Genomic DNA, 22,047 nt, shown 5'->3' with positions numbered 1-22,047 from the left:
CGCAGGTCCGGCAGCGGACGGAACGGAAGAGAACTCACGTGACTGAAAGATATGTCGACGACGCCGATTGGGCGACCGCCGCAGAGCAGTCCTCGGAGGACGACGAAGCCCAGGAGGGCAACGTCCTTGCCGAGGAAGAGCGCTCGGTCGAAGCGGCCGAGCACGTCGCGATCCACATCGTCGACGACGGTGATGACGAAGACGACTCCGACCTGGACGACATCGACATCGACGACCCGGAGGCGGACGCGATCGTGAACGACGCTCTCAATCTTGACGAGACGGCAGAGACCGAGGCAGCAGCCGAGGTGATCAACGACTCCCTCGCGGAGGAGGTCGCCGAGCGTGCGGCCGAGGCCGCCGACGAGGTGACCCCGTACGACGGTCCCGACGTGAACGGCGACGAGGACGAGCCCGAGCTGGACGAGGACTTCGTCGAAGAGGTGGATGCCGCAGCCGCCGTCGTGGACGAGGTCGAGGCGAGTGTCTCCCCGGCTGACGCAGCAGAGGCTCCCGAGCTCGAGGACGAGGCCGACGAGGACTCGGACGACGAGGGCTCGGACGACGACGAGGACGAGGACCCCTACGAGGCGTTCCGCGCCGAGCTGCGCACCCTCCCGGGCAAGTGGTACGTCATCCACTCCTACGCCGGCTTCGAGCGCAAGGTGAAGGCCAACATCGAGCAGCGGAAGTCGACGCTCGAGGTCGAGGACGACATCTACCAGATCGAGGTCCCCATGGAGGACGTCGTCGAGATCAAGAACGGTCAGCGCAAGATGGTCACGCGCGTCCGGATCCCCGGCTACGTGCTTGTGCGCATGGACCTGAACGAGGACACCTGGTCGGTCGTGCGTCACACGCCCGGCGTCACCGGCTTCGTCGGCAACGCCCACAACCCGACGCCGCTGCGCTTCGAAGAGGCCTTCAACATGCTGAAGAGCCTCGTGGAGGTCAAGGAGGTCGCCGGCGCCAAGGGCGGTGCGGCCAAGAAGGGCGCCGCCGCCGCGACCCGCGTCATCCCGGCCGAGGTCGACTTCGAGGTCGGCGAGACCATCACGATCAAGGAGGGCTCGTTCGCGGGCCTGCCCGGCACGATCAGCGAGATCAAGCCCGAGAGCGGCAAGCTCACGGTTCTCGTCTCGCTCTTCGAGCGCGAGACCCCGGTCGAGCTCAGCTTCGACCAGGTCACCAAGCTGTAGCGAAGCTACAAGGTTCAGCGAGGCCGCGAAGCGGCCGAGTCGAAACCCACAACACCAGACTTCCCGGGTCTCCCGGGGGAACCGCTGCTCGGAAACGCCGAGTGCGCGGGAGAACGGATGCTTCACAGGTCACTGAGCCTGTCGAAGTGCCGCTCGAATGAAAGGAAAGAAGAATGGCACCGAAGAAGAAGGTGACCGGCCTGATCAAGCTTCAGATCAACGCCGGCGCCGCCAACCCGGCGCCGCCGATCGGGCCCGCGCTCGGTCAGCATGGCGTCAACATCATGGAGTTCTGCAAGGCGTACAACGCCGCGACCGAGTCGCAGCGCGGCAACGTCATTCCCGTGGAGATCACCGTCTACGAGGACCGCAGCTTCACGTTTATCCTGAAGACCCCGCCGGCCGCTGAGCTCATCAAGAAGGCTGCGGGCGTCCAGCGCGGTTCGGCCACCCCTCACACGGTCAAGGTCGCCAAGCTCACCAAGGAGCAGGTGCGTCAGATCGCTGAGACGAAGCAGCCCGACCTGAACGCGAACGACATCGAGGCCGCCTCGAAGATCATCGCCGGCACCGCCCGTTCCATGGGCATCACGGTCGAGGACTGAGGGGAAGAGGAAACATGGCTACCAAGTCCAAGGCCTTCAAGGCCGCTGCTGCCAAGATCGAGGCAGACAAGTTCTACAGCCCCACCGAAGCCGTCGCGCTCGCGAAGCAGACCGGCTCGGCCAAGTTCGACTCGACCGTCGAGGTCGCGCTGAAGCTCTCGGTCGACCCCCGCAAGGCCGACCAGATGGTGCGCGGCACCGTCATCCTCCCGCACGGCACCGGCAAGACCGCCCGCGTCATCGTGTTCGCGACCGGTCCGGCCGCTGAGGCCGCGATCGCCGCGGGTGCGGACGAGGTCGGCGGCGCCGAGCTCATCGAGCGTGTCGCCGGTGGCTGGACCGCGTTCGACGCGGCCGTCTCGACGCCCGAGCTCATGGGCCAGGTCGGTCGACTGGGTAAGGTGCTCGGCCCCCGTGGCCTCATGCCGAACCCCAAGACCGGCACCGTGACCCCCAACCCGGCCAAGGCCGTGGAGGAGATCAAGGGCGGCAAGATCGAGTTCCGCGTCGACAAGCACGCCAACGTGCACTTCGTCGTCGGCAAGGCGTCCTTCTCGGAGGAGCAGCTCGACGAGAACCTGAAGGTCGCTCTCGAAGAGATCGTGCGCCTGAAGCCCTCGAGCTCGAAGGGTCGCTACATCCAGAAGGGCGCCGTGTCGACCACGTTCGGCCCCGGCATCCCGCTGGACGTCAACGCGATCGTCTGACGCTTCGTCGGATTCGCACGCAAGGGGCTCCACCTTCGGGTGGGGCCCCTTCGTCGTACCGCCCTTTCGTCGTGCCGCCCTAGGTGCCCGGCCACCCGGTCGGGCGGGGTAGCGTCGGGGCATGGCCAGGACGCTGCAGGACTTGTTCGGGATCGACGCGCCGATCGTGCTCGGCCCTTTCGGCGGGCTGTCGTCGGTCGAGCTGACGGCGGCGGTCAGCGATGCCGGAGGGCTCGGCTCGTACGGACTCTACGGCTACGACGCCGACCGCATCAGCGACACCATCGCCGCACTGCATTCGGCGACCTCGCGCCCGTTCGCCGTCAACCTCTGGCTGCCGACCGGCGATGAGGTCACCCCGGCGGAGGTCGACCTCGGCCCCGCGATCGAGGCGGTGGCGCCGCTCTTCGACGAGCTGGGACTCGCCCACCCCGCCCCGCCGCTCGAGTTCCTCCCCGACGTCGCCGCGCAGCTGACCGCAGTGCTGGATGCCGCGCCCGCGGCGCTGAGCGTCGTCTTCGGCGTCCCGTCCGAGCGTCTGGTGGCGGCAGCGCACAGCCGCGGCATCCGTGTCATCGGCACCGCGACCACCGTCGCCGAGGCGGTCGCGCTCGACGCCGCGGGCGTGGACGCGATCGTGGCCACAGGTGCTGAGGCGGGAGGTCATCGCGTCTCGTTCCTTCGCCCGGCGGAGCAGTCGCTCGTGGGCACCTTCGCCCTCGTGCCGCAGGTGGTCGACGCCGTCGGAGTTCCCGTGATCGCGGCCGGCGGGATCGCCGACCGCCGGGGCGTCGCCGCCGCGTTCGCACTCGGCGCGGCGGGGGTGCAGGTCGGCTCGGCGTTCCTCCGCACGCGCCAGTCGGCTGCGACCGACGCGCACCGCCAAGCGATCCAGGGCGCCGAGGACACCGCCACCGTTCTGACGCGGGCGATGAGCGGTCGGCTGGCTCGCGGCATCCCGAACCGCGCGATGCGCACGATCGAGACGTCGGGCGTCATCGCGCCGTTCCCTGCGCAGAACTGGCTCACCGGGCAGTTCCGTGCGGAGGCCGGGCGACGCGGCGACGGCGATCTCGTCTCGCTGTGGGCCGGCCAGGCTGCAGGCCTCTCGACGAGCGACGATGCGGCAGAGGTCTTCGCAGAGTTGGCGGAAGGCCTCCCGGGTGGCCCGGACCGGCGGTGAGACGCCCACAGGTCCAGCAACGGAGCGTCACACGGCCGCCCAGGGCGCCGCAGGCCGTGTTGTACTGGAACGTCCCCGCGGATCACCCTTCCGCCGCCACGACCCCAGGAACCACTCATGTCGCGTCGCCTCACCGCCCTCGTTCTCACAGCCACCGCCGCGCTTGCTCTCACGGCGTGCAGCGGCGGCTCCGCCGATCCCGCCTCGACCTCAGAAGGCGACGACCTCGGCCTCGTGACCGAGGGCACGTTGACGGTTGCCACCGAGGGCACCTACCGCCCGTTCACGTTCCACGACGAGTCGGGTGAGCTCGTCGGCTTCGACGTCGAGATCGCCGAGGCCGTCGCCGACAAGCTCGGGCTGGAGGTCGAGTTCCAGGAGACGCAGTGGGATGCGATCTTCGCGGGCCTCGACGCCGGGCGCTTCGACGTCATCGCGAATCAGGTGTCGATCAACCCCGAGCGCGAGGAGAAGTACCTGTTCAGCGAGCCGTACACCGTCTCGCCCGGCGTGATCGTCGTGCTCGAGGACGACGACTCGATCACGAGCTTCGCCGACCTCGAAGGCAAGACCACGGCCCAGTCGCTCCAGAGCAACTGGTACGAGCTCGCCCAGGAGAGCGGCGCCACCGTCGAAGCCGTCGAGGGGTGGGCTCAGGCCGTCGCTCTGCTGCAGCAGGGGCGCGTCGACGCGACGATCAACGACAACCTCACCTTCCTCGACTACGAGAAGAGTGAGGGTCCGACCGGTCTCAAGATCGCGGCTGAGACCGACGACCCCGCACACAACGCGTTCGCCTTCACCAAGGACAAGACGGCACTCGTCGACGCGGTGGATGAGGCGCTCGCCGAGCTGCGTGAGGAAGGCGTGCTCGCAGAGATCAGCGACAAGTACTTCGGGGCCGACGTCACTCAGTAGACCATCCGGCGTGAGCCGCCTGCCGTCGGATGCGGCCCGGACGGCGCGCCGACTGCGGGGAGGGGATCGTCCATGGATGACGCGAACACCTGGACGCTGGTCGTCGACTCGTTCCTGCCGCTGTTGGGGGCAGGTCTGACGGGCACGATCCCACTCGCGCTGGCCTCGTTCGCGATCGGACTCGTGCTGGCGCTCGCAGTGGCGCTCATGCGGCTGTCGTCGAACCCCGTCGTGTCGAGCATCGCCAGGTTCTACATCTCGGTGATCCGTGGGACGCCGCTGCTCGTGCAGCTCTTCGTGATCTTCTACGGGCTGCCGTCGGTCGGCATCGTCATCGATCCGTGGCCGGCCGCGATCATCGCCTTCTCGCTCAACGTCGGGGGATACGCGGCCGAGGTGATCCGCGCCGCGATCCTGTCGGTGCCCAAAGGGCAGTGGGAGGCCGGGCACACGGTGGGCTTCTCGCACGGTCGCACGCTCGCACGCATCGTGCTTCCGCAGGCGGCGCGCGTCTCGGTGCCACCCCTGTCGAACACCTTCATCTCCCTGGTGAAGGACAGCTCACTGGCATCGCTGATCCTGGTCTCGGAGCTGTTTCGTGAGGCGCAGCAGATCGCTGCGTTCACGTTCGAGTTCATGGTGATCTATCTGGAGGCCGCGTTCATCTACTGGATCTTCTGCCTGATCCTCTCGACCGGGCAGAGCGCCGTGGAGAGGAGGCTCGACCGATATGTCGCCCACTGAGTTCCCGGCCGATCCGCTCGCGCCGCCGGCGCCGGCCGACGATCGGCCTCTGCTGGAGGTCACCGGCCTCACGAAGAGCTTCGGCTCGAATCGCGTGCTCGACGGTGTCGACTTCTCCGTGAGGCGTGGCGAGGTCGTGGTGCTCATCGGCCCGAGCGGGTCGGGGAAGACCACCGTCCTGCGCTCGCTCAACGGCCTCGAGGCACCTGACGCGGGCGTCGTGAACTTCGACGGCGGCCCCTCGCTGGACTTCTCGACGCGAGTCTCGAGGGCCGACCGAGCGGCACTGCGCGACCGATCGGCGATGGTCTTCCAGCACCACAACCTCTTCCCGCACCGCACCGTGCTGCAGAACGTGATCGAAGGGCCGGTGCACGCCCATCGTGTGCCCAAGGCCGAGGCGATCGCGAGGGCCGAGGCACTCCTCGAGCGCGTCGGGCTGACGGAGAAGCGCGACGTCTTTCCGTTCCAGCTGTCGGGAGGTCAGCAGCAGCGGGTCGGAATCGTCCGCGCGCTCGCTCTGCGGCCGCAGCTGCTGCTCTTCGACGAGCCGACCAGTGCGCTGGATCCCGAACTCGTGGGCGAGGTGCTGGTCGTGCTCAAGGAGCTGGCAGACGAGGGCTGGACGATGGTGATCGTGACGCACGAGCTCGGATTCGCGCGCCAGGTCGCCGATGAGGTGCTGTTCTTCGACCACGGCGTGGTCGTCGAGCGCGGTGCCCCGAGGCAGCTCTTCACCAACCCGCAGGAGGAGCGCACGCGTCGTTTCGTCGACCGCATCCTCCACCCGCTCGACGACTGAAACCGTGCGGATGCGCGCCTCGGGTGCGTGTCAGCGGGTCGGCCGCACCTCGAAGCCGCGCTCCGCGGTGGGGTCGGCATCCGTCACCGTCGCGCTCTCGACGACCGACCCGGGCGGGCCCTCGGCCATCCAGGCGAGTACCTCGTCGACCTGCCCGGGCGTGCCCTCCAGCTCGGCCTCGACCGAGCCGTCGGCGCGATTGCGCACCCAGCCGGCAACCCCCGCGTCGCGCGCGATCATGCGCAGCGTGTAGCGGTAGCCCACCCCCTGCACTTCGCCGCGAACCGTCACGTGCACGCGTCTCATGCCCCCATCGTGCCGCGCGCAGGGTGTCGCGAGCGAGAGGGGAATGACAGGATGCCGGAATGGGAACCGTCGACGACCTCCTCGCAGAACTCGACCCGGCAGACCGGCCATCGATCGAGCAGATCTACGCGATCGCCCGCGACGTCGCGCCCGACGCCGAACAGGGACTCGGATACGGGATGCCGGCGCTGGTGTACCGCGGCAAGCCGCTGGTGTCGGTCATGCGCGCCAAGAAGCACATCGGCGTCTACCCGTTCAGCCCGGCGGCGGTGACGGCGGTGGCCGACGCGCTGGCGGAGCATCCCGGGATCGGGCTGGACAAGGGGACGATCCGCTATCAGCCGGAGCATCCGCTGCCCGACGAGGTCGTGCGCACCCTCGTGACCGCCCGCAAGGAGCAGATCGAGGCCTGACCCCCGATCAGCCCGCGGTCGGGAGCACGAGCGAGACGCCCAGTGCGATCATCACGACGGCGATCACCCCGTCGAGGATGCGCCATGCGCGGGGAGTCGACAGCCAGCGGCTCAGCAGTCGCGCGCCGAAGGCGAGGCCGAAGAACCAGATCAGGCTCGCGGCGATCGCCCCGGCGGCGAACAGCCAGCGCGCGTCGCCGTGCGTGCTGGCGACCGTGCCGAGCAGGAACACCGTGTCGAGGTACACGTGCGGGTTGAGCCAGGTGAGCGCGAGGCCGGTGAGGATCACCGAGAGCAGGGCTGTGCGGGCGGGAGTGGCTCGACGCGAGGACGCCCCCACGCTCGCGCCGTGCACCGGTTGTGCGTCGGGGGCACCGGCGGCGCTCGGCGAGGCAGCCGTGGCCGGCGCTCCCGAGCGAAGCGCGGGCTCGGGATCGACCTCGGTGCCGGCATCCGGCCCGTCCGACGCGCTGAGCGCGGCGCCGGTGGGCTTCCAGGCGCGCCGTGCGGCCAGCACGCCGTACGTCACCAGGAACAGTGCGCCGGCCCAGCGGACCACGTCGACCAGCCACGGCACCGCCTCCAGCACCAGGCCGATGCCCGAGACGCCCAGGGCGATGAGGATCGCGTCCGAGATCGCGCAGATCGCCGCCACGGCGAGCACGTGCTCGCGGCGCAGGCCCTGGCGCAGCACGAAGAGGTTCTGCGCGCCGATGGCGATGATGAGCGAGAAGCCGAGGCCGAGGCCGGACAGAACGGGGGTGAGCACTCTTCGACGGTACGAGCCGGGGCTTCCGTAGTCCAGCTCATGGATCTTCAGTACCATTAGCGAGACTGAAGATGCGCATTCCGTTCGAACTTGCCGAGACCCTGGCCCTCGTCGTCGACGAGGGCACGCTCGACGCGGCCGCCCGGCGCCTGCACGTCACACCGTCGGCGGTGAGCCAGCGGATCAAGGCCCTCGAGGAGCAGCTCGGGCGTCTCGTGCTGGTGCGCTCCAAGCCGGTGCGGCCGACGGAGGCGGGCATGTCGGTGATCCGCCTCGCCCGGCAGCTGGCGCTGCTCGAACACGACGCGCTCGCCGAGCTCGGCGCGGATGACGGCGAGACCGCGCTCACCAGCGTGCCGCTCGCGGTCAACGCCGACTCGCTCGCCACGTGGTTCCTCGAGCCGCTCGCACGGCTGGCGGAGCGGCATCCCGTCGTCTTCGATCTGCATCGCGACGACCAGGACTTCACCGCCGGACTGCTCGAATCGGGAACCGTGATGGGCGCGGTCACCTCGCGCGCCGCGCCGGTGGCAGGATGCCGCGCCTCGGTGCTCGGCGCCATGCGCTACGAGGCCGTCGCCACGCCGTCATACGTCGAGCGGTGGCTGGGAGGCGATCGCCGAGCGGCGCTGGCGGACGCGCCACTCGTGGACTTAGATCGCCGCGACGACCTGCAGAACGAGTGGCTCGCACAGCAGGGCGTCGATCCTGCGCACCCGCCACGGCACTACGTGCCGGCCTCCAACGACTTCGCCACGTCTGTGCGGCTCGGACTCGGCTGGGCCATGCTGCCGCGCTTCCAGTCCCACGACGCGCTCGACCGGGGCGAGCTCGTGCTGCTCGGCGGCGCGCCCGTGGACGTCGCGCTGCACTGGCAGCAGTGGAACCTGCGCTCTCCGCTCCTCGACGCGATCGCCGAGACGATCGTCGCCGAGGGCCGCCGTGTACTCACGCCCGCCTGAATCAGTTCACTTGCGCTGAACGTACGCCGAACGGGCGTTCTGGCGTGCATCCAGCGCAAGTGAACCGATTCAGCGAGACGACGGCCAACGGAACGACGGCGAGGGGCGAGGAGGCGAGGGGTGAGGGGGCGAGGGGGTCAGCCGTCGCTGACGCGGAGGACGACCTTGCCGCGGGTGTGGCCGGTCTCGATCGCGCGGTGCGCGTCGGGCGCCTCGGCGAGCTCGAAGACGCTCTCGATGTAGACCTGCACCGAGCCGGAGTCCAGCAGCCGGGCGATGGTCGCCAGCGCCCCTCCGTCGGGGATGACCTTGTACGACGTGGCGCGCACCCCCGCGTCGACCGCGGCGTCGGCGTAGCCCGGCCACGAGCCGGTCGGCACGAGCACGTACAGCCCGCCGGGTCGCAGCACGCTCAGCGAGCGGGTGCCGGTGTCGCCGCCGACGTTGCCGACCAGGTCGATGACGACATCCACCTCGCCGACCACCTCTTCGAACCTCGTCGTCGTGTAGTCGATGACGACCGAGGCTCCGAGCTCGCGAAGCCAGGGGGCGTTGCGCGCCGATGCGGTGACCGTGACGTGGGCGCCGAAGTAGGCGGCGAACTGCACGGCGAAGTGGCCCACGCCGCCGCCGCCGGCGTGGATCAGCATCCGCTGGCCCTCGTGCGCGTGCGCGGTCTCGACGACCAGCCCCCAGGCGGTGAGCGCGGCGAGCGGCACACCTGCCGCCTCGACGTGCGAGAGGGCCGCGGGCTTGCGCGCGACCGACAGCGACGGCGCCACGACGTACTCGGCGTACGTGCCGCCCGTACGCGGGAAAGACGCCATGCCGAACACCTCGGTGCCGGGCGGGAAGGGGTGCGACTCGTACGGGCTCTTCACCACGATGCCGCTGAAGTCGTAGCCCGGCGTCGCCGGGTAGGCGTCGATCGCGCCTGACACGCCCGCTCCGGCGCGCGTCTTGGCGTCGATCGGGTTGACCCCCGCGGCGACCACCCGCACAAGCAGTTCACTGAGCACGGGGGAGGGGACGGGAACGGATGCCGCGCGCAGCGCGTCCGGCTCGCCCGGGCCATCCACGACCATCGCCCGCATCGCGGCGGGCGGCTCAGCCACCGGCGCGAGCGGCGCATCGGGTGTCGATCGCAGCGGTCGGATCCTCATGACGCACTCCTTCCGCGGGCGTGCCGTCATCGGCACCAGAACGTGACCCGGTGAAGCCCAGTCAACCCTGCGTTCGTCTCGCCCGTGTTACGCCGGTGCTACCGTGCCGCGAACGCATCGACCGACACCCCACGCGCGAGGACGCGCCGCCGGGCGCGCTCCCGGACGAGCGTTGGCCGCGCGCCGACCCGGGACGCGGCATCCGTCCTCCGCCGGCTCGCCGGCGCGCCGGTGTCAGGCTCGCGGCGCCCGCCGCTCGACGGCCTCGGGCGAGAGCACCTGCTGCATCACCATGATCGCCGCGCCGAGCACGCCGGCGGTCTCGTCGGCCTGGGACTGCACGATGCCCAGATGCTGCGTCGCCAGCGGAATGGAGCGCCGGTACACGACTTCGCGGGCGCCGGCGAGCAGGTGCTCGCCCGCCCGGGCCACGCTGCCGCCGATGACGATCACCGACGGGTTGAGCATGTTGACGACCGTGGCGAGGACCTCGCCGACCTCGCGACCCGCCTGTCGTGTCGCCGTGATCGCCGCCGGGTGGCCGGCCCGCACGAGCGCCACGACGTCTGAGCTTCCGGCGGCGTCGATGCCCTGAGCGCGCAGGTCGGCCGCGATCGCCGTGCCGCTCGCGATCGCCTCCAGGTCGCGCTGGTCGCCCGGCGGCCGGGGGGAGTCGTGGCTGTAGGGCACCTGCACGTGCCCCATGTCGCCTGCGGAACCCTGGGCCCCGCGCTGCAGCGAACCGCCCGAGATGACGCCGGCGCCGATGCCGGTCGACACTTTCACGAAGATGAGGTCGGCGACCCCCGGCCAGCTGAGGGCCTGCTCGCCGAGGGCGAGGATGTTCACGTCGTTGTCGACGAGGACCGGCACGTCGAAGGTGCGCTGCACGTAGTGCGGCACATCGAACCGGTCCCAGCCGGGCATGATGGGCGGATTCGTCGGGCGGCCCGTGGAGTGCTCGACGGGGCCGGGGACCCCGATCCCGACGCCGACCACCTGCGACGCGACGATGCCGCGTGCCTCGAGCAGCGCGGCGCCCTCGGCGATCACCGTGTCGAGCACGGTCTCGGGTCCGTCGGCGATGTCCAGAGGATGCGTGTTGGTGGTGAGGATGTTCGCCGCGAGGTCGGCGAGTGCGACCGTGGCGTGCGTGGCGCCGAGGTCCACGGCGATCACGATGCCCGCCATCGGGTTGAAGGCGACACGGGCGGGCGGGCGTCCTCCGGTCGAGGCGGCTTCGCCTGCGGGCCGCACCAGACCGGCGGCCAGGAGGGTGTCGACGCGGCTCGAAACGGTGGAGCGGGCGAGGCCGGTGAGTGTCGCGAGCTCGGCCTTCGTGCGCGCACGGCCGTCGCGGAGGATCTGGAAGATCTCGCCCGCGCCGTTGCCGCCGGCGGCTCCGCTGCCGCGTACTGCGTCGACCATGGCGACAGTAAAGCACACGCTTCTGGTGCGAGCGCCAGTGACTTAACATCACGACCTGATCACTTTTGTCGAAGTGCTAGCAAAAGTCGACGTCCCCGTGACATGATCGCCGCATGACTACGGAAGTCATCGACATCGGTGTCGACACAGTGCGCACGGGGCTCGTGGGCGGCGGATTCATGGGGCGCGTTCACGCCGCCGCCGCGCGGCGGGCGGGTGCGCAGCTCACAGTCGTCGCGTCCTCGAGCCGGGGCCGCGCCGAGGCGGTGGCCCGAGAGCTCGGCGTCGCGCGGGTCGAAGACGACGCGGCCGGGGTCTTCGCAGCATCCGATGTCGACGTCGTGCACATCTGCACGCCCAACGCCACGCACGCGCCCCTGGCGGCAGCAGCACTCGCGGCGGGAAAGCACGTCGTGTGCGAGAAGCCCCTCGCGACCACCGTCGCCGACGCACGGGCGCTCGCACGCGCCGCGGAGGATGCCGGAGTCGTGGCGGCGGTGCCGTTCGTGTACCGCTACCACCCGATGGTGCGTGAGGCTCGCGCGCGCGTCGCCTCGGGGCGGATCGGCACGCTGCTGACGCTCGACGGCTCGTACCTGCAGGACTGGATGCTGCGGCAGAACGACGACGACTGGCGGGCGGATGCCGCGACCGGCGGTCCGTCGCGCGCGTTCGCCGACATCGGCTCGCACCTGTGCGACCTGGTCGAGTTCGTCGCCGGCGAGCGCATCGTGCGCCTCGCCGCGCGGACGCGCCGGATGTTCGACGAGCGGGCCGGCCGGAGCGTGGCCAACGAGGACATCGCCGCCCTCCTCATCGAGACCGAATCCGGTGCCCTCGGCACCCTGCTCGTCTCGCAGATGGCGCCGGGGCGCAAGAATGCGCTCGTCATCGAGCTGCACGGCAGCCGTCGCAGTCTCCGCTTCGATCAGGAGCGACCGGAGGAGCTGTGGATCGGCGCACGCAAGGGCTCCCGCCTCATGCTGCGCGACCCCGCCACCGCCGACCCCGACGCTGCGCGGCTCCAGCGTGTGCCCGCGGGGCATCCCATGGGGTACCAGGACGCCTTCGACGGCTTCGTCGCCGACGTGTACAGCGCGATCGCCGGCCAGGCGCCGGACGGTCTCCCCACCTTCGCCGACGGTCTGCGTGCCGCCGTGCTGACCGACGCCGTCCTCGAGGCGGCCCATTCACAGTCTTGGATCGAGGTGACCTCATGAGCGAGACCATGCTCGCCGATACCCCGGTGCCGCAGGGAGGGACCGACGTCGTGCTGCGTGCGCGCGGGATCTCGAAGAGCTTCTTCGGCGTGCCCGTGCTGACCGGCATCGACATGGATGTCCGTCGAGGCGAGGTGCACGGCCTCGTCGGCGAGAACGGCGCCGGCAAGTCGACCTTCATGAAGATCATCGCGGGCGTGCATCAGGCCGACGCCGGCACGGTGGAGTTCGAGGGCCGTGAGGTCGCCTACACGCACCCCCGCCAGGCGATGGACGCCGGACTCGTGACGGTGTTCCAGGAGTTCAACCTGCTGCCCGAGCGCACCGTCGCCCAGAACGTGTTCCTCGGTCGCGAGCCGCGCCGGGCGGGCTTCATCGACAAGAAGGCGATGGTGCGTCGCACCGGCGCCCTGCTCGAGGACCTCGGCGTCACGTTCATCGACCCGGCCGCGCGCGTGGGCTCCCTCACCGTCGCCGAGCAGCAGATCGTCGAGATCGTGAAGGCGCTGTCGTTCGACGCCCGCGTCATCTCGATGGACGAGCCGACGGCGGCGCTCAGCGACCACGAGGTCGAGCTGCTATACGCGATCATCCGACGACTGACGGCGCGCGGCGTGGCCGTGGTCTACGTCTCGCACCGCCTCAAAGAGATCTTCGACCTCTGCGACCGGATCACGATCCTGAAGGACGGCGCGCTGGTGTCGACGGATGACGCCGCCGACCTCACGAGCGCGGAGCTGGTGCGACGCATGGTCGGCCGCCCCATCCAGTCCTACTTCCCCGGCGCGGTCGAGGGCACCGTCGTCGGAGCCCCGCGGCTGGAGTTGCGCGGATGCGGCAACGCCTACGTGGACGGCGTCAGCTTGGTGCTGCGCAGCGGCGAGATCGTCGGCGTGGCGGGCCTGCAGGGTTCGGGTCGCACCGAGCTCGTCGAGGGCATCTTCGGCGTCGACACCTTCACGCGGGGCAGCATGATCCTGGACGACCGATCGCTGCGGCTGAAGAGCGCCCGTGCGGCGGTCAAGGCGGGCCTCGCTCTCGTCACCGAAGACCGCAAGGCGCAGGGCCTCGCGCTGTCGCAGTCCATGCTCGACAACGCACTGCTGGTCGTGCGCAGCGTCTTCACGCGGCGCACCGGAGCGGCGCGCAAGTCCGTGCCCGGCATCCTGAGCTCTCTCGAGGTGTCGTCCCGCGGACTCGACCAGGAGGTGCGCTTCCTCTCAGGCGGCAACCAGCAGAAGGTCGTGCTCGCGAAGTGGCTCGTGACCGACCCGCAGGTCGTCCTGTTCGACGAGCCGACCCGGGGCATCGACGTCGGCGCGAAGGTCGCCGTCTACGAGCTGATGCGCACGCTCGCCGCGGAGGGCAAGGCCGTGCTCATGGTGTCGAGCGAGCTGCCCGAGATCATCGGCATGAGCGACCGCATCCTCGTCATGCGCGACGGTGAGCTCGTCGCCGAGCTTCCCGCCGGCTCAGCCGAGCACGAGGTGCTCACCGCGGCCACCGGATCGCAGGAGACGCCGGACGACGTGATCGCCGATCCGCGCATCGAGACGGAAGGAGGTGCGCGATGAAGCGCGTCCGGGTCGACCAGACGGTCATCGTCCTCGGCATCCTCGTCGTCGTCATCATCGTGGGCGCGATCCTCGTCGCGACCGTCGGGCGCAGCTTCTTCAGCCCCGGCAACATCCGCGACATCCTCACCGGAATGAGCGTGCTGGGCCTCGTGGCGATCGGGCAGACGCTCGTCATCCTGGGCGCCTCACTCGACCTGTCGGTCACGTACGTCGTGAGCCTTGCGAGCCTCATCGGCGCCACGACCATGAACGGCAACCCGGCCAACATCCCCTGGGCGGTGGCGCTCACCCTGCTGATCTGCGCCGGCATCGGCCTGGCCAACGGCCTGATCGTCACGGTGCTCAAGGTCAACGGGTTCATTGCCACGCTCGGCGTCGGGCTGATCCTCCAGGGCGTCCTCAACACGAGCTTCGAGGGACGTGCGGGCTCGGTGCCGCCGCAGTTCCAGTTGATCGGCGCCAGCGGGATCGGCCCCGTGCCGGTCTCGACGATCATCATGCTCGCCCTCGCGGTGCTCGTATGGTTCCTGCTGGATCGCACCCGCACCGGCGCGCACCTGTTCGCCGTCGGCGGCGACCCCGAGGTGTCGCGCCTTTCGGGCCTGCGCACCCGCCCGCCGCTGATCGCCGCGCACGTGCTCTGTTCGGTGTTCGCAGGACTCGCGGGCCTGTTGCTGGCGAGCCGCCTCGGGGTCGGCAGCCCGACGGTCGGCCAGCAGGGCGGCTACGCGCTTCTCTCGATCGCCGCCGTCGTGCTCGGCGGCACGCTCCTGATGGGCGGCCGCGGGTCGATCTGGGGCACGATCGGCGGCGTCGCGATCTTCGCGGTGGTCGACAACGTGATGAGCGTCATGCAGGTCAACCCCTTCCTCAAGGACGTCGTCCGCGGCATCGTCATCGTCGCCGCGGTCGCGGTCTACAGCCGCCGGGCCATCGTGCGTCGCCGTACCCGCTTCGGACCCGGGGGCACGAGAACCGGAGGGGATGCCGCCGCCGAGGCCGCGGCGCCCGCCATGGCCGCGGCATCCGCGCACCTCGCCACCGAGGCGGCGCGCACGGATGCAGCCGGTTCCGATACGCCCGATTCGACGCCGGGAGGTGAGCTGCGATGAAGTTCGTGCGCACAGTGTTGAGCCCGCGCGGGGCAGTGTTCCTGCTGCTCGTGGTCCTGCTCGTCGCGGTCATGATCCTGAACCCCAACTTCGCCGAGCCCGGGCAGCTGATGCGGTTCGTCCAGCGGGTCGCCCCGATCGCCATCGTCGCGATCGGCCAGTACTTCGTCATCATCGCGGGGGAGTTCGATCTGTCGCAGGGATCGCTGATCACGGCCCAGGTGATCATCGCCGGCAACGTGGTCGGTCAGGACGACTCGCGCACCGTACCGGTGCTTCTGCTGATGATCGTCTTCGGCCTGGTCATCGGCTTCATCAACGGCATCATCACGACGCTGCTCAAGGTGCCGTCGTTCATCGTGACGCTCGGCATGATGCTCGCCCTCCTCGGACTGGTGCTGTGGTGGACGGGCGGCGCGGCAACGGGCAACCCGGCCGACAGCTTCCGCGAGATCGGGCGCGGCGGCGTCCGCGACATCCCCGTCATCGACTTCCTGCCGTGGTCGGTGCTCATCCTCGCCGGCTGGCTCGCACTGGGCATCTGGATCACCAAGCGCCCGCTGGGCAAGGTGCTCATCGCGCTCGGCGACAACGCCCGGACGGTGCGGTACTCCGGCGCGCGCGACTGGTGGGCGACGACGCAGGCGTTCATGATCTCGTCGCTGTCGGCGACGGTCACCGCCGTCCTCCTGGTCGGCTACGCCGGCGTCCACCCCTCGGTCGGGCGCGGCTACGAGTTCGTCGCGATCACCGCCGTGGTGCTCGGCGGGGTGGTGCTCGGTGGGGGTCGGGGCTGGATCGTCGCCGCCGTCGCCGGAGCCTTCGTGCTGGAGGCGCTGTTCCTGCTGCTGAACATCGCCGGGGTGCCGGCGACACTGCGCGATGCCGTCCAAGGCGTCATCATCATCGCCGCCGTCGCGTACTCGGGCGTCGCGTTCCGCGCACGCCGCCGCCCCGCGACCCCACCCGCTTCTCCCGACCAGGGGAAGGAGCCCGATGCGCCCGATGGCGCGGCGGCTCGAACGTCCGCATCACCTGCCCTCGCCGCTGAGGGTGTCGCAGAAACCAGAGGAGACTAGAAATGCGACGATCACTGAAGATCGCCACCACATCGGTGGCGCTCGTCGGCCTCATCGCCCTGGCCGGCTGTACGACCGACCCGAACGTGGTGGCCCCGGAAGCCTCGGAGGAGGCATCCGACCCCGCAGAGAACGAATGGTTCGACCAGGAGCTGTTCGACACCCAGATGGCACAGCGCGAAGTCGTGCCCGAAGGGCCGGAGGACGAGCCCTACCTGCAGCACATCGACGCCGAGATGGTCGACACGTCGCAGTACGCGAGCACCGGGCCGAAGAAGGCCTGCTTCGCCAACGCGTCGATCTCGAACCCGTGGCGCCAGACCGGCTGGATCACGATGAACCAGCAGCTGGAGGTGCTGCAGGAGGCCGGCGTCATCAGCGAGATGGAGACCCGCGACGCGCAGGACTCCGATGACACGCAGATCGCCGACATCGACTACTTCATCTCGGAGGGCAACTGCGACATCTTCCTCATCTCGCCGAACAGCACGGCGGCGATGACCCCTGCCGTCGAGCGCGCGTGTGAGACGGGCAAGCCCGTCGTCGTGTTCGACCGTGGTGTCGAGACCGACTGCGCGGTGACGTTCATCCACCCCATCGGCGGTTTCGCGTGGGGCATCGACACGGCAGAGTTCCTCATCGACAACCTCGAGGAGGGTGACAAGGTCGTCGCGTTGAGGATCCTGTCGGGCGTCGACGTGCTCGAGCACCGCTGGGCGGCGGCCGAGAAGCTGTTCGACGAGGCCGGGATCGAGGCGGTGGACTACTTCACCGGCGCGGACCCCGCCGAGATCAAGAGCATCATCAGCGACGAGCTCGCCAAGGGCGACGTGCACGGCATCTGGATGGATGCCGGTGACGGCGCCGTCGCAGCCATCGAGGCGTTCGAGGACGCCGGCGTGGACTACCCGGTCATGACCGGTGAGGACGAGATGAGCTTCCTGCGCAAGTGGAAGGAGACGGAGCTGACCGGTCTTGCACCGGTGTACTCGAACTTCCAGTGGCGCACGCCGCTCCTGGCGGCGCAGAAGATCTTCGCCGGCGAGGAGGTCCCGAAGGAGTGGGTGCTCCCGCAGGTGCCGATCGAGGCCGGCGAGCTCGATGAGTGGCTCGAGGCGAACGACGGCATGCCCGACGGTCACTACGCCAAGTTCGGCGGCGAGAACCTGCCGGGCTACCCCGACGTCTGGCAGGAGCGCCAGATCCCGTAACCCGCGGGTCTCCGTGTCCCACTTCCTGCCGATCATGTCCCGATGACACCGCTTTCCGGCTCGTCGGAACGACAGGAAGTGGGACACGGTCTCGCTGCCCACCGAATAAACGAAGAGGAGAGTATGCACCGCACGATCGGCGTCAACACGTGGGTGTGGACCTCGCCACTGACCGATGAGACCCTGGCCGAGCTCGCGCCGAAGATCGCGCGCATGGGCTTCGGGGCGATCGAGCTCCCGCTCGAGAACGCGGGGGACTGGGATGCCGGCCGCACCGGTGATCTGCTCGAGTCGCTGCAGCTGCGGCCCGTCGTGATCGGCGCGATGGGACCCGGCCGCTCGCTCGTGGATCGCGCGGGAAACGTCGCAGCCACTCAGGCCTACCTGCGCACCTGCCTCGCCGCAGCGCGCCGGGTGGGGGCATCCGTCGTCGCCGGTCCCTTCTATGCCCCGACGGGCGTGACCTGGCGCATGACCGGCGACGAGCGCACCGAGGTGGTCGCCCAGCTGCGGCGCAACATCGAGCCGCTGGTGGAAGAGGCCGCAGCGGCTGGGCTCGCGCTCGCCGTCGAGCCGTTGAACCGCTATGAGACGAGCGTGATCAACACCGTCGAGCAAGGGCTCGACGCGCTGGCGCCGCTGCTCGGCAGCGGACTCGGACTGGCGCTCGACACATACCACCTCAACATCGAGGAGAAGCGCCCGGAGGCTGCCATCCGGTCGGCCGCCGGCCGCATCGCACACGTGCAGGTGTGCGGGAGCGATCGCGGACCGGTGGGCGATGACCACACCGATTGGCCGGGGACGCTGGCGGCGCTGGACGAAGCCGGGTATGAAGGCATCCTGGGGCTGGAGAGCTTCACGGGCGAGAACGCCACGATCGCCGTGGCCGCGTCGGTCTGGCGCCCGCTCGCGTCGAGTCAGGACGACCTGGCGGAGCGGTCGCTCAGGTACCTCACGGCGCTCCAGGCACAGCAGCACTGACCGTCGCACGACTCGAGGAGGAGTCCATGGCCGAGCACCCCGTCACCCTGTTCACCGGGCAATGGGCCGACCTGCCGTTTGAGGAGGTGGCGCGGCTCGCGGCGTCGTGGGGGTACGACGGGCTCGAGATCGCGGCATCCGGCGATCATCTGGATCTGAAGCGCGCCGACGAGGATGACGCGTACGTCGCCTCGCGGCGGGAGATCCTCGACCGGTACGGTCTCAGGGCCTTTGCCATCTCGAACCACTTGGCAGGTCAGGCGGTGTGCGATGCCCCGATCGACTTCCGCCATCAGGCGATCCTGCGCGACTACGTGTGGGGCGACGGCGATGCCGAGGGCGTGCGACAGCGAGCCGCCGACGACATGAAGCGCGCCGCGCGGGTGGCGCGCAAACTCGGGATCGACGTGGTGGTCGGGTTCACCGGGTCGTCGATCTGGCCGTACCTCGCCATGTTCCCGCCGGTGCCGGCGGACGTGATCGAGCGCGGCTTCGAGGATTTCGCAGCCCGCTGGAACCCGATCCTGGACGTCTTCGACGCGGAGGGCGTGCGCTTCGCGCACGAGGTGCACCCCGGCGAGATCGCCTACGACTACTGGAGCTCGGTGCGCGCCCTCGAGGCGATCGGGCACCGCGAGGCGTTCGGCTTCAACTGGGACCCGTCGCACATGATGTGGCAGAACATCGATCCCGTGGGGTTCATCTGGGACTTCCAGGACCGCATCTATCACGTGGACTGCAAAGACACGCGGATGCGGCCGCGCAACGGCCGTGCGGGCGTGCTCGGCTCGCATCTGCCCTGGGGCGACCCGCGACGCGGCTGGGACTTCGTCTCGACCGGGCACGGCGATGTGCCGTGGGAGGATTCGTTCCGCGCGCTCGATGCGATCGGCTACACCGGCCCCATCTCGATCGAATGGGAGGACGCCGGCATGGACCGACTGCACGGGGCCGCGCAGGCGGTCGAGTTCGTGCGGTCGCTGCTGTGGAAGGCGCCGGACGCCTCGTTCGATGCCGCCTTCTCGAACCAATAGATTCTCAGCCACACAGGTCCTCAGCCACACAGGTCCTCACCACACAGGGGAGTACATGTCCATCGAGCACACCGTCGTCTTCCGGCTGGTCCACGCGCCCGGGTCCGAGGAGGAGCGGGAGTTCGTGGAAACCGGCCGGCGCACGCTGACCGCCATCCCCGGCGTCACCGAGTTCGCCGTGAACCGCCAGGTGAGCCCGAAGAGCGAGCTCACCCATCAGTTCACGATGGTGTTCGCCGACCAGGACGCCTACGACGCCTACAACACGCATCCGTCGCACGTCGACTTCGTCGAGAACCGGTGGGTGCCGGAGGTCGAGGCGTTCCAGGAGTACGACTTCATCCGGATCTGAACCGTCCGTCCTCTTGCGAGGAATCGCAGTACTAGCCAGTATGGTAATCATCGAGCAGGCGCAGGATCACGCTCGCCTGCTTGTGCACAGACCATACTGACCGGTCTGCGCCTCGTGCCGGCAACGTTGCCAGAGAGAGGTTCCCATGCCCGAGATCGGGATCGGCTTCCACACGGATGCCTTCAACTCCAGCCACAAGTCCTTCGAGCAGGCGCTCGTGTGGGCGCAGGAGAACGATGTGCACTACATCGAGCCGGGGGTGATCGAGGGGGCGTGCTGGATCCATGGCCTCGGGTACTTCCCCCACATCTCGCTGCTGGAGGACCCTGTGCTGCTGCGCCGCAAGATGGAGGGCTACGGCGTCGAGTTCTCGCAGATCGATGCGGCATATCCACTGTCGGGCCTCGACGGCATGAGCGTCGGTGTGCCGTACGTCCAGAAGGCGATCTCGTGGGCGTCGCTCGCGGGGTGTCCCCGTGTTGCGACCACCGACGGGCTCCACAAGCCCGAAGGGCTCACGGACCGCGAAGCGCTCGACCTCATGAAGCGCAGTTACGGCGAGATCATCCGCGTGGCAGAGGCTCATGAGGTGACCGTCACCATCGAGGTGCACGGCTACTTCACCACGAGGGCCGAATCGCTCGGCGAGATGCTCGACTTCTGCGGCGACAGCCCGTGGCTGCGACTCAACCTCGACACCGGCAACACGTTCATCGCCGGCAACGACCCGGTCGAGTTCGCCGGCCGCTTCCTCGACAAGATCCACCACGTTCACATCAAGGACGTCTCGGAGTCGCTGGCCGCCGCCGTGCGCGGCGGGGCGACCGGCATCGCCATCAGCCACGTCGCCGCCGGTGACGGGGTCAATGCCGACAACATCCGCGTGATCCTGCGGCAGCTCGCCGATCGGGGGTTCGACGGCGTCCTGAGCATCGAGTGCGAGGGGCAGGGAGGCCCGATGCTCGCCGACTCGCTCGCGTGGCTGCGCCGGGAGATCGCCCACGTGGGCTTCACCGAGCGCGTGCCGTTGTTCGCGTCGCCTGCCGCACTGGTGTGACGGTGCGGGAGGCCCGGCGCCGGCGCACACGCCTGGCCGCCGGCATCCGCCCCGGTCGTGACGGGCTGCGGTAGCTGTACCGGCCGGTATGGGTGGGTAGGGTGAGCACATGACCCCCGCCGCAGGCCTCGCGAAGCCCGAGGAGCTCGCCGTCGCCGCCCTGGACCTGTTCTCGGTGCACAGCATCGACCGCGTGAGCATGGACGACATCGCGGCGGCCGCCGGGGTGACCAAGGGAAGTCTCTACTGGCACTACTCGTCGAAGAAGGACGTCATCCTCGCGGCATGCCGCGCCTACTACGCCCGGTGGCGCGCTGACATGACGGCCGTCCGAGAGTCGGCCTCGACGCCGCTCGAGCAGCTGCGTGCGGCGGTCGGCTTCTCGGTGCACAGCTGTCTGTTCGATGCGGGCAACCGCGTCTTCACGACAGAGGTGGTCGCGCAGTCGATCGTCGACTCCGACGTGCGAGCAAGCTGGGCGGCGTTCCTCGACGAGACCGAGCGGCTGTTCCTCGGGCTCGTGCACCGAGCCGTCGGCGCCGGCGAGATCGCCTGCCACGACGTGGACGGCGCGGTCGCCCTGCTGCTGGCGGCGATGGAGGGACTGAAGCAGCTCGTGCTCTTCCGCCCGCACGAGGCGCTCCCCGAGTACGAGGCGCGGGCGGTCGAGCGACTGCTGTCGCTCGTCGGCGTCGTCATGACGGCGCCCTAGGGTCGACCGCACCCGGTGCGGACATCGGCGGCGAGCCGGTTCAGGAGGCCGGGCGCTCGCCCAGGGTGAGGGCGTGCAGCAAGCGCGTGAGATTCAGGATGTCGTCGACCGGCCACTCCTCGAGGGCATCGACGAGCAGGCTCTCCTGCGGCGCGCGCGCTTCGGCGAGGCGCTCCAGTCCGAACCGGGTGGGGGAGAGCAGGCTCGACCGGCCGTCATCGGGGTCGGGGGTGCGCTCGATCAGGCCGAGCTGCTCGAGCTCTCGCACCGTCCGGCTGATCTGGCCCTTGTCGGCCGTCAGCGCCTCCGCCAGCGCCGAGAGGTTGATGCCCTCGCGGCGCACGATCGTGGTGAACACCTTGTAGGCGCCGGGCAGCATGCCCGGGCTCACGCGGTTCGCATTCTCGGTGATGATCCGCCGGAAGCGGTTGATCAGCTCGCCGAACTCCGCCTCGAGGGCGCGCACCGCTTCGGTGCGCGCCGCTCGAGTGTCGGGGGAGGTCATCGTGT

At 69.5% G+C, this 22,047-nt stretch carries 24 protein-coding genes; 19 read left to right on the top strand and 5 right to left on the bottom strand.

What is annotated here, in order from left to right:
• The first annotated feature begins 38 nt into the window (after positions 1 to 38).
• The 7 genes from nusG to B2K11_RS16785 all read left to right on the top strand — a co-directional run bounded on the left by nusG (position 39) and on the right by B2K11_RS16785 (position 6,158).
• Positions 39 to 1,199 (top strand): transcription termination/antitermination protein NusG, encoded by a 1,161-nt coding sequence (gene nusG / locus B2K11_RS16815; protein WP_163619963.1) that lies wholly within the window; start codon positions 39 to 41, stop codon positions 1,197 to 1,199.
• Between the two features lie 173 nt (positions 1,200 to 1,372).
• Positions 1,373 to 1,804, top strand: coding sequence for a 50S ribosomal protein L11 (gene rplK, locus B2K11_RS16810; RefSeq protein ID WP_163619961.1), 432 nt, complete (start codon positions 1,373 to 1,375; stop codon positions 1,802 to 1,804).
• Between the two features lie 14 nt (positions 1,805 to 1,818).
• On the top strand, positions 1,819 to 2,511 hold the full coding sequence (gene rplA, locus B2K11_RS16805; protein WP_163619959.1) for a 50S ribosomal protein L1: 693 nt from the start codon (positions 1,819 to 1,821) through the stop codon (positions 2,509 to 2,511).
• Positions 2,512 to 2,632: 121 nt separating this feature from the next.
• On the top strand, positions 2,633 to 3,694 hold the full coding sequence (locus B2K11_RS16800) for a DUF561 domain-containing protein (protein ID WP_163619957.1): 1,062 nt from the start codon (positions 2,633 to 2,635) through the stop codon (positions 3,692 to 3,694).
• 117 nt (positions 3,695 to 3,811) lie between these two features.
• Complete coding sequence (locus tag B2K11_RS16795; RefSeq protein WP_163619955.1) at positions 3,812 to 4,612, top strand: amino acid ABC transporter substrate-binding protein; 801 nt, start codon at positions 3,812 to 3,814, stop codon at positions 4,610 to 4,612.
• A 72-nt stretch (positions 4,613 to 4,684) separates the two neighbouring features.
• On the top strand, positions 4,685 to 5,356 hold the full coding sequence (locus B2K11_RS16790; RefSeq protein WP_163619953.1) for an amino acid ABC transporter permease: 672 nt from the start codon (positions 4,685 to 4,687) through the stop codon (positions 5,354 to 5,356).
• Positions 5,343 to 6,158 carry an amino acid ABC transporter ATP-binding protein gene (locus tag B2K11_RS16785; RefSeq protein ID WP_163619951.1) on the top strand — a complete coding sequence of 272 codons (816 nt, stop codon included), beginning with the start codon at positions 5,343 to 5,345 and terminating at the stop codon, positions 6,156 to 6,158. The genes B2K11_RS16790 and B2K11_RS16785 overlap by 14 nt, the downstream gene beginning before the upstream one ends.
• A 30-nt stretch (positions 6,159 to 6,188) precedes the next feature.
• Here the strand turns inward: B2K11_RS16785 and B2K11_RS16780 are convergent, their stop codons facing one another.
• Positions 6,189 to 6,464 carry an acylphosphatase gene (locus tag B2K11_RS16780; RefSeq protein ID WP_163619949.1) on the bottom strand — a complete coding sequence of 92 codons (276 nt, stop codon included), beginning with the start codon at positions 6,462 to 6,464 and terminating at the stop codon, positions 6,189 to 6,191.
• A gap of 59 nt (positions 6,465 to 6,523) precedes the next feature.
• Between B2K11_RS16780 and B2K11_RS16775 the strand changes: the two genes are divergently transcribed.
• Complete coding sequence (locus tag B2K11_RS16775) at positions 6,524 to 6,877, top strand: DUF1801 domain-containing protein (RefSeq protein ID WP_163619947.1); 354 nt, start codon at positions 6,524 to 6,526, stop codon at positions 6,875 to 6,877.
• Positions 6,878 to 6,884: 7 nt separating this feature from the next.
• Here the strand turns inward: B2K11_RS16775 and lysE are convergent, their stop codons facing one another.
• Positions 6,885 to 7,646 (bottom strand): L-lysine exporter, encoded by a 762-nt coding sequence (lysE, locus tag B2K11_RS16770; protein ID WP_239526182.1) that lies wholly within the window; start codon positions 7,644 to 7,646, stop codon positions 6,885 to 6,887.
• A gap of 71 nt (positions 7,647 to 7,717) precedes the next feature.
• Between lysE and B2K11_RS16765 the strand changes: the two genes are divergently transcribed.
• Positions 7,718 to 8,608 carry a LysR family transcriptional regulator ArgP gene (locus B2K11_RS16765; RefSeq protein WP_163619943.1) on the top strand — a complete coding sequence of 297 codons (891 nt, stop codon included), beginning with the start codon at positions 7,718 to 7,720 and terminating at the stop codon, positions 8,606 to 8,608.
• A gap of 137 nt (positions 8,609 to 8,745) precedes the next feature.
• Here the strand turns inward: B2K11_RS16765 and B2K11_RS16760 are convergent, their stop codons facing one another.
• Positions 8,746 to 9,771, bottom strand: a complete 1,026-nt coding sequence (locus tag B2K11_RS16760) for an NADP-dependent oxidoreductase (RefSeq protein WP_163619941.1) — start codon at positions 9,769 to 9,771, stop codon at positions 8,746 to 8,748.
• A 234-nt stretch (positions 9,772 to 10,005) separates the two neighbouring features.
• Positions 10,006 to 11,199, bottom strand: a complete 1,194-nt coding sequence (locus tag B2K11_RS16755) for an ROK family transcriptional regulator (RefSeq protein ID WP_163619940.1) — start codon at positions 11,197 to 11,199, stop codon at positions 10,006 to 10,008.
• A 113-nt stretch (positions 11,200 to 11,312) separates the two neighbouring features.
• Here B2K11_RS16755 and B2K11_RS16750 point away from each other — a divergent pair, with 113 nt between their 5' ends.
• The 10 genes from B2K11_RS16750 (at position 11,313) to B2K11_RS16705 (ending at position 21,537) form a co-directional block, all read left to right on the top strand.
• Positions 11,313 to 12,419: a Gfo/Idh/MocA family oxidoreductase gene (locus B2K11_RS16750; protein WP_163619938.1), complete on the top strand. Its 1,107-nt coding sequence runs from the start codon at positions 11,313 to 11,315 to the stop codon at positions 12,417 to 12,419.
• A complete protein-coding gene (locus B2K11_RS16745; RefSeq protein WP_239526180.1) occupies positions 12,416 to 13,993 on the top strand; it encodes a sugar ABC transporter ATP-binding protein in 1,578 nt (525 codons plus the stop codon). The genes B2K11_RS16750 and B2K11_RS16745 overlap by 4 nt, the downstream gene beginning before the upstream one ends.
• The gene (locus B2K11_RS16740; protein WP_163619936.1) at positions 13,990 to 15,108 is read left to right on the top strand and encodes an ABC transporter permease; all 1,119 of its coding nucleotides are present in this window, start codon (positions 13,990 to 13,992) and stop codon (positions 15,106 to 15,108) included. The genes B2K11_RS16745 and B2K11_RS16740 overlap by 4 nt, the downstream gene beginning before the upstream one ends.
• Positions 15,105 to 16,187 (top strand): ABC transporter permease, encoded by a 1,083-nt coding sequence (locus B2K11_RS16735; protein WP_163619934.1) that lies wholly within the window; start codon positions 15,105 to 15,107, stop codon positions 16,185 to 16,187. Before B2K11_RS16740 ends, B2K11_RS16735 begins: the two co-directional genes overlap by 4 nt.
• A 2-nt stretch (positions 16,188 to 16,189) precedes the next feature.
• Positions 16,190 to 17,398 (top strand): substrate-binding domain-containing protein, encoded by a 1,209-nt coding sequence (locus B2K11_RS16730; RefSeq protein WP_163619932.1) that lies wholly within the window; start codon positions 16,190 to 16,192, stop codon positions 17,396 to 17,398.
• 123 nt (positions 17,399 to 17,521) lie between these two features.
• Positions 17,522 to 18,382 (top strand): sugar phosphate isomerase/epimerase, encoded by an 861-nt coding sequence (locus tag B2K11_RS16725; protein WP_163619930.1) that lies wholly within the window; start codon positions 17,522 to 17,524, stop codon positions 18,380 to 18,382.
• Positions 18,383 to 18,408: 26 nt separating this feature from the next.
• Entirely contained in the window at positions 18,409 to 19,416 is a 1,008-nt protein-coding gene (locus B2K11_RS16720) for a sugar phosphate isomerase/epimerase (RefSeq protein WP_163619929.1), read from the top strand.
• A 55-nt stretch (positions 19,417 to 19,471) separates the two neighbouring features.
• A complete protein-coding gene (locus B2K11_RS16715; protein WP_163619927.1) occupies positions 19,472 to 19,768 on the top strand; it encodes a Dabb family protein in 297 nt (98 codons plus the stop codon).
• 145 nt (positions 19,769 to 19,913) lie between these two features.
• A complete protein-coding gene (locus tag B2K11_RS16710) occupies positions 19,914 to 20,825 on the top strand; it encodes a sugar phosphate isomerase/epimerase (RefSeq protein WP_163619924.1) in 912 nt (303 codons plus the stop codon).
• Positions 20,826 to 20,934: 109 nt separating this feature from the next.
• On the top strand, positions 20,935 to 21,537 hold the full coding sequence (locus tag B2K11_RS16705; RefSeq protein ID WP_163619923.1) for a TetR/AcrR family transcriptional regulator: 603 nt from the start codon (positions 20,935 to 20,937) through the stop codon (positions 21,535 to 21,537).
• Between the two features lie 40 nt (positions 21,538 to 21,577).
• Here B2K11_RS16705 and B2K11_RS16700 read toward each other — a convergent pair whose 3' ends face one another.
• Positions 21,578 to 22,042, bottom strand: a complete 465-nt coding sequence (locus tag B2K11_RS16700; protein ID WP_163619921.1) for a MarR family transcriptional regulator — start codon at positions 22,040 to 22,042, stop codon at positions 21,578 to 21,580.
• Positions 22,043 to 22,047 lie beyond the last annotated feature (5 nt).

The sequence above is a fragment of the Microbacterium sp. B35-30 genome (assembly GCF_010634855.1).
In the GTDB taxonomy this organism is placed as follows: Bacteria; Actinomycetota; Actinomycetes; order Actinomycetales; family Microbacteriaceae; genus Microbacterium.
The sequence above is the reverse complement of the archived record's forward strand: the minus strand, read 5'-3'. Positions and strand labels throughout refer to the sequence as shown.